Annotated in this window: 9 protein-coding genes; 3 read left to right on the forward strand and 6 right to left on the reverse strand. The window is 61.2% G+C overall.

Annotated features, from left to right (window positions below; all coding sequences use genetic code 11):
* Positions 1–63: 63 nt before the first annotated feature.
* Positions 64–1,608, forward strand: a complete 1,545-nt coding sequence (locus AC1DX4_RS23365) for a GMC family oxidoreductase (RefSeq protein WP_477222653.1) — start codon at positions 64–66, stop codon at positions 1,606–1,608.
* Here the strand turns inward: AC1DX4_RS23365 and AC1DX4_RS23370 are convergent.
* Positions 1,605–2,648, reverse strand: a complete 1,044-nt coding sequence (locus AC1DX4_RS23370; protein ID WP_477222535.1) for a bile acid:sodium symporter family protein — start codon at positions 2,646–2,648, stop codon at positions 1,605–1,607. The two genes, AC1DX4_RS23365 and AC1DX4_RS23370, sit on opposite strands and share 4 nt — an antisense overlap.
* A gap of 48 nt (positions 2,649–2,696) precedes the next feature.
* Between AC1DX4_RS23370 and AC1DX4_RS23375 the strand changes: the two genes are divergently transcribed.
* On the forward strand, positions 2,697–3,539 hold the full coding sequence (locus AC1DX4_RS23375) for a LysR substrate-binding domain-containing protein (RefSeq protein ID WP_477222536.1): 843 nt from the start codon (positions 2,697–2,699) through the stop codon (positions 3,537–3,539).
* A 380-nt stretch (positions 3,540–3,919) separates the two neighbouring features.
* Here AC1DX4_RS23375 and AC1DX4_RS23380 read toward each other — a convergent pair whose 3' ends face one another.
* The 5 genes from AC1DX4_RS23380 to AC1DX4_RS23400 form a co-directional block, all read right to left on the reverse strand.
* Positions 3,920–4,780 carry a phosphorylase family protein gene (locus AC1DX4_RS23380; protein ID WP_477222654.1) on the reverse strand — a complete coding sequence of 287 codons (861 nt, stop codon included), beginning with the start codon at positions 4,778–4,780 and terminating at the stop codon, positions 3,920–3,922.
* A 74-nt stretch (positions 4,781–4,854) separates the two neighbouring features.
* Positions 4,855–5,646 carry an ABC transporter permease gene (locus tag AC1DX4_RS23385; protein WP_477222537.1) on the reverse strand — a complete coding sequence of 264 codons (792 nt, stop codon included), beginning with the start codon at positions 5,644–5,646 and terminating at the stop codon, positions 4,855–4,857.
* Positions 5,639–6,526 (reverse strand): ABC transporter permease, encoded by an 888-nt coding sequence (locus tag AC1DX4_RS23390; RefSeq protein WP_477222538.1) that lies wholly within the window; start codon positions 6,524–6,526, stop codon positions 5,639–5,641. The genes AC1DX4_RS23385 and AC1DX4_RS23390 overlap by 8 nt, the downstream gene beginning before the upstream one ends.
* Positions 6,523–7,560, reverse strand: a complete 1,038-nt coding sequence (locus AC1DX4_RS23395) for an ABC transporter ATP-binding protein (RefSeq protein WP_477222539.1) — start codon at positions 7,558–7,560, stop codon at positions 6,523–6,525. The genes AC1DX4_RS23390 and AC1DX4_RS23395 overlap by 4 nt, the downstream gene beginning before the upstream one ends.
* A 37-nt stretch (positions 7,561–7,597) precedes the next feature.
* Entirely contained in the window at positions 7,598–8,638 is a 1,041-nt protein-coding gene (locus AC1DX4_RS23400; RefSeq protein WP_477222540.1) for an ABC transporter substrate-binding protein, read from the reverse strand.
* A gap of 126 nt (positions 8,639–8,764) precedes the next feature.
* Here AC1DX4_RS23400 and AC1DX4_RS23405 point away from each other — a divergent pair, with 126 nt between their 5' ends.
* Complete coding sequence (locus AC1DX4_RS23405; RefSeq protein ID WP_477222541.1) at positions 8,765–9,850, forward strand: LacI family DNA-binding transcriptional regulator; 1,086 nt, start codon at positions 8,765–8,767, stop codon at positions 9,848–9,850.
* Positions 9,851–10,157: the final 307 nt, after the last annotated feature.

Below are 10,157 nucleotides of genomic sequence, written 5' to 3' on the forward strand. Positions count from 1 at the left end.
TTCACCGTGTCGGTGTCGGACATGCCGGTTATCGAAGCCAGCAAAGTGGCAGATGGAGTGATGATGACCATGGCCAATGTCGAGCGCAAGCCGGATTGCGATATCGTCATCGTCGGCGGTGGGTCGGCCGGCACGTTGCTTGCCGCGCGACTGAGTGAAGAGCCGGATCGCCGCGTTCTGCTGATCGAGGCAGGCGAAGAGGCGACGGATCCCGACATCTGGAACCCCGCTGCCTGGCCGGCGCTTCAGGGCCGCAGCTACGATTGGGACTATCGCACGGAGCCGCAAGCCGGCACCGCGGGCCGGGTGCATCATTGGGCGCGCGGGCGGTTGATCGGCGGCTCGAGTTGCCTGCACGCAATGGGTTATATGCGCGGCCATCCTGCCGACTTCCAGGCCTGGGTCGATGCCACTGGGGATCGCCGCTGGAGCTGGGATGAACTGCTGCCGGTTTTCCAGTCGATCGAAAACCACCCGCTTGGCGGCGACGGTATCCACGGCAAGGACGGGCCTTTGCCTATCCATTTGCCAGGGGACGAAGTCAGTCCGGTTGCTCGTGCCTTCATCGAGGCAGGTGCAGCGTTGGGTCTGCCTCGCCTTGAGGGCCACAACAGCGGCGAGATGATCGGTGTCACCCCGAACTCCTTGAACATCCGCGACGGGCGGCGGGTCACGGCGGCGGACGCCTGGCTTACCAGGGCAGTTCGAGAGCGCAAAAACCTGACCATCCTTACCGGATCCCGGGTGCGGCGGCTCAATCTCAGGGGCAACCAAATCCGCAGCCTTGAGATCGCAGGGCGACAGGGTTCGGTCGAAATCTTTGCGAACCAAATTGTCCTTTGTGCCGGAGCACTGGAAAGTCCGGCTCTGCTGATGCGTTCGGGGATTGGTCCGCACGATGTGCTCGATGCAGCGGGCGTTGGCTGCCTGATCGATATGCCTGAAATCGGTCGAAACCTTCAGGACCACCTGCTTGGCGCCGGCAACCTTTATGCGGCCCGCAAGCCGGTGCCTCCCTCACGCCTCCAACATTCAGAGTCGATGGCCTATATGCGCGCCGACAGCTTCACCGCCACCGGGCAGCCTGAGATAGTCGTCGGTTGCGGCATCGCGCCGATCGTGTCCGAGTGCTTCCAGGCACCCGCCGCCGGCACGGCCTACTCGCTGCTGTTCGGCATCACACATCCGACGAGCCGCGGCAGCGTGCGCATAAGTGGTCCTGAGCTCGGTGATCCCCTGATCATCGACCCGGCCTACCTGCAAACCGGTCGCGACCGGGAGCTGTTCCGCAGGGCACTCGAGGCGGCACGGACAATCGGACATAGGGATGAATTCGCCGGCTGGCGAGAGCGCGAACTTCTGCCAGGCAGCCTGAACAATGCAGCCGAGATCGACGACTTCATCGCGCGGTCGGTCATCACACACCATCATCCCTGCGGTACCTGCAGGATGGGCAAGGACGCGGATGCCGTCGTCGATGCAGATCTACGGTTGAAGGCGCTCGACAATCTCTTTGTCGTGGACGCGTCGATCATGCCCAACCTCACCGCAGGACCGATTCATGCCGCGGTCCTCGCCATCGCCGAGACCTTCGCTCGAGGACACTAAGCCACCGAGGCCGTCGGCTCGGCTTGCGGTAGGGAAGACCGGCGCGCCGCTCTGGCATATTTCTGGGCGATCATGGCGCAGACCATGAGCTGTATCTGGTGGAACAGCATCAGCGGCAGAACGATCGCGCCGACGCCCTGGCCGGCAAAGATGACGTTGGCCATCGGCACGCCGCTCGCCAGGCTTTTCTTCGAGCCGCAGAAGGTGATCGTGATCTGGTCGGCCTTGTTGAAGCCGAGAAGCCGGCTGCCATAGGTCGTGCACAGAAGCACCAGGCCGAGCAGCACCATGTCGGCGACCACGACAACGGCAATGTCGCGCAGCGTGAACATGTGCCACAGCCCTTCGGCGACCGCCGTGCTGAAGGCCAGATAGACGACCATCAGGATCGAGCCGCGATCGACAGGCATCAGCAGTGTCTTGCGAGAGCGTATCCAGTTGCCGATCCGGGGTTCCAGCACCTGTCCGAGTGCAAAGGGCAGGAGCAATTGCACCAGGATCTGGCTCACCGCATCCCACGAAAATCCGCCATGCCCGCCCATGGAGAAGAGCAGCCCGACGAGCAAGGGCGTCAGGAACATGCCGAAGATGTTGGAGGCGGACGCCGAGCAGATGGCAGCGGGGACATTGCCACCGGCCATCGAGGTGAACGCGATCGAGGATTGGACCGTCGACGGCAGCACACACAGAAACAGAATGCCGAGATAGAGCGGCTTGGGCAGGATCGACGCAGGCAGATAGCCAAGCGCCAGACCCAGCAGCGGGAACAGGCCAAAGGTCGTCAGAAGGATCACCAGGTGCAGGCGCCAATGCATCAGGCCGGCAACAACGACATCGCGCGAGAGCCTCGCACCGTGCAGGAAGAACAGCAGCGCCACGGCAAGATTGGTGGCGATCGCGAACCATCCCGCAAACGCCCCGGTTGCCGGCGCGACCGACGCAAGCGCGACGGTGCACAACAGGAGGATCAGAAAGGAGTCCGGCAGAAAGCGGCGCATGACATGTTCGCTCCAAAGTGGCGGCGTCGTCTTTTGGCGCATTGCGAAATGGGATACAATGAATAACAGTTATCGTCATTTGAGATATCAATGCTCGATCTGGTCCAACTTCGCAGCTTCGTCACCGTCCAGCAGATGGGAAGCTTTACCTTCGCCGCCGAGAGGCTGGGGCTCGGACAATCCACCGTCAGCCAGCACATCAGCAAGCTGGAGGCCGTGATCGGCAGGCAGTTGCTGGCCCGCGATACGCACAAGGTGGTGCTGACGCCTGACGGCGAAGCCCTGCTCGGCCATGCCCGGACCATGTTGTCCATAGAGGGGCAAGTACAGGCGCTTTTCACCGCGCAGCGGCTGCGGGGCACCTTGAGGCTCGGCGTATCCGAGGACCTGGTTGCCAGCCGTCTGCCGCTGGTGCTGGAGGATTTCGTCCGGTCTCACCCGTCCGTTGATCTTGAGCTGACCGTCGCGCTGAGCGGCGTGCTCTACCAGATGCAGGACAATGGCGAACTCGATCTCGTCCTGGCAAAGCGCCGGCTGGGCGACAGCCGTGGCCGGCTCGTCTATCGCGAGCCGCTTGTCTGGCTCGCCCGCGATCCGGAACACGTCTTGTCGCTCGCGGCCTTGCCGTTGATCGCCTTCCCGCCGCCGAGCGTCACGCGCAGCATCGCGCTGGAAGTGCTCGAGCAGCACCGCATGCCATGGCGTATCGTCTGCACCTGCGGCAGCCTGAGCGGGCTGACGGCCGCCGCCCGCGCCGGCATGGGGGTTCTGGTGCAACCGCAAAGCATGTCGCCTTCAGGCCTGAAAGAGATCAGCCGCCTGCCGCCGCTGGAGGATGTGGAATTCGTCCTGATCCCCAGCAAAGGAGCGGACCGCGCACTCGTCTCAGCGCTTTCCGACGACATTCTGATCAAGGCGAGAGGCCTGCGCTGACGCATTGCGCAAGGGATGTCGGCCGATGGTACCTTAGCTGGGATCGATTTTCAACAAGTCATTGTTTTAATTATACTTTTTGCGTCAAAAAGGCCAAATTTGCATCACAATATGTAGCACATTTTCGGCGAACTAACGGACCGCAGGCGAGTGTCGAAGCCAGGGCACCATTCTCGCACAACATCGAGACCTCGGCATCCTGCTATCCACTCCCCTGCGCTTGGTTGAACGCTCATTATTCCACATGAAATTGGTAGGCCCAGAGGAATGGGCGGAGCAGGCCACTATACCTTATCGAGCTATGTTGCCTGTCGTGGAACCGGGAGCGCTCCACGCTTCAATCGGCTGATCTAAGCACCCAAAGCGGCGCTGAACGTGACTTAGAACCGGCTGGCGCGCTCTGATGGTTGAGGCGATTTCAAACCCTGGCAAGAGCATTCAGGATTGGCCGGAAGACGTGCCGCGGTCTCCAGCGCAACCCGCGAGGCTGTCATGGACAGGTTCGGCAACACGTCATCCTGCAGCAACGCCTGGCGATTGCGGTCCATATAGTCGTTGAAACCTGCTGTTACGAATGCAAGAGGCACGAAACACGCGCCAATCTCGCGCGACAAGGTGGCTTCGGGGGCAATCGAGTGGTTGAGCACATCCGCTCCCATGCTTCGAAACGCCAAGGCTTCGGCCGGACTTGTCAGTCGCGGCCCGTAACAGTGGGCAGCCACCAACTGCTGTTCGATGCCATGGACCCGGCATTCGGCCGGCCAATGACGGCGGGCCGTTTCGACCAGAACCGCCGCACATCTTGGACATACGATCTGCTTGCCCGAGCAGTCGAAGCTCTGGCGGCCGGGAAGCAGTGAAAACGGGGTCTGCGTCAGCTCGATGATATCGGCGTTGACCACCATGTCGCCGGGCTGGATCGCCTTGTTGACGGCGCCAATGGTCGAGCAGGACAGCACTTGCCTTACACCCGCGTTCATCAAGACCCAGAACGCGCGGCGATGGCAGGAATGGTCGATATGGTCGCGGGGATTGCCGTGCGAATACATGCACAGGGCACGTTTCGTTTTGCCCTCGACGGTAATCGACGCATCGAACTCGAGCAGCTTCCAGTTGTCGCTGCGACCGAAAGGCGTTTCAAAACTCATGTCGCGCTGCAAGGTGCGCACACCCTCGAATTCGACATCTTCCGGGAAGGCAAGCCCCCAGTTTGCCGAGCCGGTGATGATGGCCAACCCCACCTGAGGGATTTCCGTTGATTGATCCGCCGGAGCACCGGCTGCTTGATGATCTGTAGGCATGTTTCCAGTCTCTGTCAGGATTTTTGGCGAAGGCTCACGATCAGGACGGCGACCAGGACGATGACGGTCCACAAGGTCGAAATCGCCGCAATGGTCGGGTCGATCTGATCGCGCAGCGACAGGAACATGAGCTTCGGCAGCGTGCTGTTTTGACCGCTGGCGACGAAGATCGAAATCACAGACTCGTCCAGCGACGTCAGGAAGGCCATCAGCGTGGCAGACAACAGACTGATCTGAAGTTGCGGTACGATTATCCCGCCAATGGCTCTCGCCCAGTTTGCGCCGAGGCTGCGCGCCGCCTGAACCTGGTTCCAGTCAAAGCGGGCCAGAGCGGGCAACAACACAATGCAGGCGACCGGAATGGCCAGCACCACATGCCCGACCAGCACGCCGAACAGCGTTCCGACCAGACGTTGCGCCGCCAGCACAAAGAAGAGGCCGATCGCAAGCAGGATGCCCGGCACGATGGACGGGGTGAGCAGAGCGCCCTGAATGGCCAAGGCGGTCCTTCCGCCGAGCCGGTTGATCGAGATGCAGGCCAGCAGCGCCAGGGGCACTGCGAGCGTCGCCGTCAATGTGCCGAGGATCAGGCTCGTCCTGAGCCCGGCCATCCATGTCGCCGAACCGAAGAAATTCTCGTACCAGCGCAACGAGTATGCGCGCGGCGGAAACTCGAGGAGATCGGACGCTGAAAAGGAGATCGGGACGACGACCAGCGTCGGCAGCATCAGGAACGCCAATACGAGCGCGCAAAAGCTCCACAGGAGAATGCGGGCCAGCCTGTTGTCTGGATAGGCTTCAAGCATGGGCCGTACCGAATTTGTTGCGCGCCATCAGTCGGCGTGCCGCCAGGAACATCACGCCGATCAGCGCCATGAGAACGAGGAGCAGAATGCCCAGGACGCTCGCCGATCCCCAGTCCTGAAAGGTCGACAGCGTGCGCTCGATCCGGATGGAGAGAGGATTTACCTTGCCGCCGCCAAGCACCGCCGGCGTGATGAAGAAGCCTATGGTGTAGATGAAGACGATCAATGAGCCCGAGAAGATGCCGCCGGTCGAAAGCGGCAGGATGACGGCGCGGATCGTTTGCCCGAGCGTGGCGCCCATGCTCGCCGAAGCGCGGACAAGATTGGCGTCGATATCGCGCATCGCGGCATAGACGGGCAGCAGGAAGAGCGGCAGCATGTAGTGAACCATGCCGATGAGCGTTCCCGTGAAATTGTAGACCAGCGGCAATGGCTCGGCTGTCAGGCCTGAACCTGTCAAAGCCGCGTTGATCAGGCCTTCGCGCCGCAAGAGCACGAGCCAGCCATAGGTGCGCACCAAAATGGAGGTCCATAACGGCAGCATGACGAAGGCCATGAGCAAATTGGCCACCCTCGGTCTGGCGCTGGCCAGGGCGAGCGCCAGGGGAGTGCCGAGAAGAATGCAGAGCGCCAGCGTCCCAAAGGACAGCTCAACGGTTGTCACGAGTGCCGACCATGTCAACCCGCTCGACAGCACCTTCTCGTAATTGCCGACGGTGTATTCGCCCCCTGTGGTCAGGAAGGATTGCCGGATAATCCATAGGATGGGCAGTATCGCCGCCAACCCAACGATGAACAGCGCAGGCAGTGAAAGCGACAGGAAGAAGCGCCGCTCGCGTCGCGCATCTGCCGCAAGCGCAGGATCGGCGAGGACGGTCACGCTCTCGCTCCCGGTAGCGGATGAACTTTCGCTGCTGGTGCATAGGCGGTCACCCGCTGACCAGTGGCGAGTTCGGCGCAGCCGCTGGCCAGCGCTGCCGGAACGCAGACGAGAACGTCTTGCCCGGCGTCAAGGACCATAGTCAAAAGCCAGTTCTCGCCGCGAAACGCCTTGGCGCGCAGCGTTCCCTCAAGCGCTATCCCGTCTCGTCCGACGAGCTTTGCATCAAGATGGAAGCTTTCGGCGCGGATCATCAGGGTCTCGCGTGAAGCATCGGCGCCGTCGATTCTGCGCACAGAGCCCGCGGCCACAATGTTGGCCTCGCCCATGAATTCCGCGACGAAGCGGGTCGATGGACGGTCATAAATCTGCTGTGGCGTGTCGATCTGCTGGATGCGGCCGGAATTCATCACTGCCACCCGGTCAGACATGATCAGCGCTTCGCGCTGGTCATGCGTCACGTAGATTGTGGTGATCCCCAGATCATCGTGCAGACGCCGGATCTCATACTGCATGGTTTCGCGCAGGTTCTTGTCGAGCGCCGACAACGGCTCGTCCATCAACATCACGCGCGGCTCGAAGACGATCGCCCGCGCCAGCGCCACCCGCTGGCGCTGGCCGCCGGACAATGCGGCAATATTGCGCTCCGACAGACCGTCCAGCTTCACACGGGCCAGTGCGTCAAGCGCCCGCTGGCGGGTCTCCGCTTTCGGCATCTTGCGCAGCACCAGCGGATACTCGACGTTCGCCAGGACGTTCATGTGGGGAAACAGGGCGTAGTTCTGGAACACGATGCCGATGTCGCGCTTGTTGGGGGCCAGGCGGGTAATGTCCCGATCACCCAAAAAGAGCCTCCCGGAATCGGGCCGGACAAACCCGGCCAAAGCCATGAGCAGCGTGGTCTTGCCCGACCCGGACGGACCCAGCAGCGTGAGGAACTCGCCAGCCTGAATGTCGAGCGAGACATCGTCCAGCGCGACGTACGACCCATAGGCCTTGCGCACGCTGTCGATGGTGATCGGGAGCGACTTCATCATAGGCCTCCAGCGTTAAAGCTGACGAATTCGAGGCTCAGCGGTTCATCATCTCATCGAAGGCCTTTTGAGCGGCCTCGCCGTTCTTGACCCACCAGTCCGCATTCGAAAACACCGAAGTGCCAGCATTTTCAGGCGCGGTCGCGAGGGTCTTCAGACGGTCTTTGGGGATGAGGCCTCCCTCATATGCAGCAGGGTTGACAGGGCCGTAGGCGATGAAGTCGGTCAGCTTGGCCACGCGCGCGGGCTGCGTCATCGCCGCGATGAGTTTCATGGCCGCTTCCTTGTTAGGCGCTCCCTTCGGCACCCCAAGGCAGTCCGTGCCGATGACGGAACCTTTGAAGGTATAGTCAACCGCGCCACCATCCGCTTTCACGGTCTGCGCCCGTCCGTTCCAAGTAACGACCAGATCCGCCTCGCTGTCTTTCAACAACTGTGCGGATTGGGCTCCCGAGGTCCACCAGACTGAGACATTTGGCTTGATCGCTTCGAGCCGCTTGATGGCGCGCTCCAAGCCCTCCGGCGTGCTGAGCACGGGATACACGTCTGCCGGCGCCACGCCATCGGAGAGCAGCGCGATTTCGATCAGATCCTGCGCATTGGCGCGCAGTGCGCGGCGGCCCGGGAACTTGGTAACGTCCCAGAACTCCGCCCAGGTCTTCGGCGGAGTCTCGCCATAAGTCTTGGTGCTCCACGACATGACAGTGCCATAGGAGTCGAACGGATAGCAGTAGTCGGACTTTGCACCATCTGGCACCGACTTAGGATCGATGATCTTGTAGTCGAGCGGCTCCAACAGCGACTGTGCGGCGGCCTGCGCGCCTTCCGGCGAGCCCAGGTGGATGATGTCGGTCGTCACCGCACCGGCGGTGACCTGCATCTTCAGGGCGGCCAGCCCGTCACTTTGCGTCTCTTCTCGGACATCATAGCCAAGTTCTTTTGCGGCGGGGGCCCACATGGCCTCTTTGACGGCGTTGCCATAATCGCCACCCGCGGTCGTGATGGTGACGGTTTGGGCAGAGACGGGCAAGGCAGCCGTGACTGCGATTGCGGCCAAGGAAATGCGTAGCCAGGACATAGGTTCTCCTCCTCCAGGATTCATCAAAATGTCAGATATGCGGGCATTTTTTGTAATCGTAACGTTACGATTACCGCATAATGCCCTAAAGTCAAGCCGGGTTGTCAGCTTGCGGTGAGTTCGGATTTGACCGCTGTATCGAATCCGGTAACGTTACGATGCCAAGCAAATCAGCCGGCGCTTTCACAAATAAAGTCGGGCGAAATGGCCAATCTAAAACAGATCGCGGCGGAACTTTCCCTTTCGGTGACCACGGTATCGCGCGCGCTTAAGGATGGGCCGGAAGTGCATCCCTCGACCGTGGCGCGCGTCAAGGAAGTGGCGGAGCGGGTCGGTTATGTACCGGATCATCACGGTCGCGCGCTGAAGACCGGACGAACCATGACGCTGACGGCTGTGCTGCCGATGGAAACGCGGGACTACCTGTCCGACCTGGCGAAGCTTCCTCTGATCGAAGGCATGACGCTGGCGGCGCGGCAAGCTGGTTATAGTCTTTCCATCTATTCCACCACACCCGACGATGATCCCGTCGAGAGTGTGCAGCGGCAGCTTAGGGCGCGCAGCACAGACGGGCTGATTATCACGCGCATGGTCGCGGGTGATCCGCGCGTCAAGCTATTGCTGGATAGACGCATGCCATTCGTCGCGTTTGGAAGAACCGACTTGGATACCGCCTATCCTTATGTCGACATCGACAATGAACAGATTGCCTACGAGGCGACCCGACGGCTCATGGACAAGGGCTGTCGACGCATTGCGCTGCAACTTCTCGTTCCGGAGGATCAGGCGAGTGTCACGCGTCTTTCCGGGTATGGAAGGGCAATGGCCGAGGCCGGACTTCCGATCGACCAGTCGCTGGTCGGTTATGGCATGTTCACCATGGAGTCGAGCGCAGCCTGGTTCGATCGCCTGCTGGCTTGGTCAGATCCGCCGACGGGCTTGGCATGCGCCAACGAACTTGGCCTTCTAGGGGCGTTGCATGCTCTTGGTAGAAGAGGTCTCGCGCCGGGGAGCGACATCCACATTGTCGTTCGGGACAGCACGCGGCTGGCACGCTTCCTGCCGGCGAAGATCGGCGTTCATTTCGTGGACATGGCGGGTGTCGGACGCAAACTTATCGAAGTCCTGGAAAGCCGGATCATTGATCCGCTTGGGCCGGTGGAGACGGTCTTGCTGCAAGGCAGATACGAGCCGGCCGACCCGATGTTCTAGAGCGGAAGTCCCCGTGAATGCCAGTGAGGCGGCTGTTGCCGCCTTGCATCGTTGTTGCGGCGATAATCCGCAGCATGAGGTACGATAATGAGAATTGTTGAGACTGAGGCCAAGAGCCTCATTCAGAAATCGAAGATCCCCTCGATTTAAATGTCTGTCGCGACTGCCCGCCTGATGACACCGATTGGGACGCCTGCTGGCAGGTCGATGCGGTCGAAGGCCGTCTTACCCCGTTGGACGTCTGCGCAGGCGACTGCCGGCGCTCTAAGCAAAAAACGGCGGGTTGGCGAGCCCTGACCTCGCAAGC

This window comes from Mesorhizobium sp. P3_A8 (assembly GCF_056402995.1).

Excerpts from the sequence above, each read along its gene's own strand:
- AC1DX4_RS23365 (WP_477222653.1), top strand. The coding sequence starts at position 64 with ATGACCATGGCCAATGTCGAGCGCAAGCCGGATTGCGATATCGTCATC.
- AC1DX4_RS23370 (WP_477222535.1), bottom strand. The coding sequence starts at position 2,648 with ATGCGCCAAAAGACGACGCCGCCACTTTGGAGCGAACATGTCATGCGC.
- AC1DX4_RS23375 (WP_477222536.1), top strand. The coding sequence starts at position 2,697 with ATGCTCGATCTGGTCCAACTTCGCAGCTTCGTCACCGTCCAGCAGATG.
- AC1DX4_RS23385 (WP_477222537.1), bottom strand. The coding sequence starts at position 5,646 with ATGCTTGAAGCCTATCCAGACAACAGGCTGGCCCGCATTCTCCTGTGG.
- AC1DX4_RS23395 (WP_477222539.1), bottom strand. The coding sequence starts at position 7,560 with ATGAAGTCGCTCCCGATCACCATCGACAGCGTGCGCAAGGCCTATGGG.
- AC1DX4_RS23400 (WP_477222540.1), bottom strand. The coding sequence starts at position 8,638 with ATGTCCTGGCTACGCATTTCCTTGGCCGCAATCGCAGTCACGGCTGCC.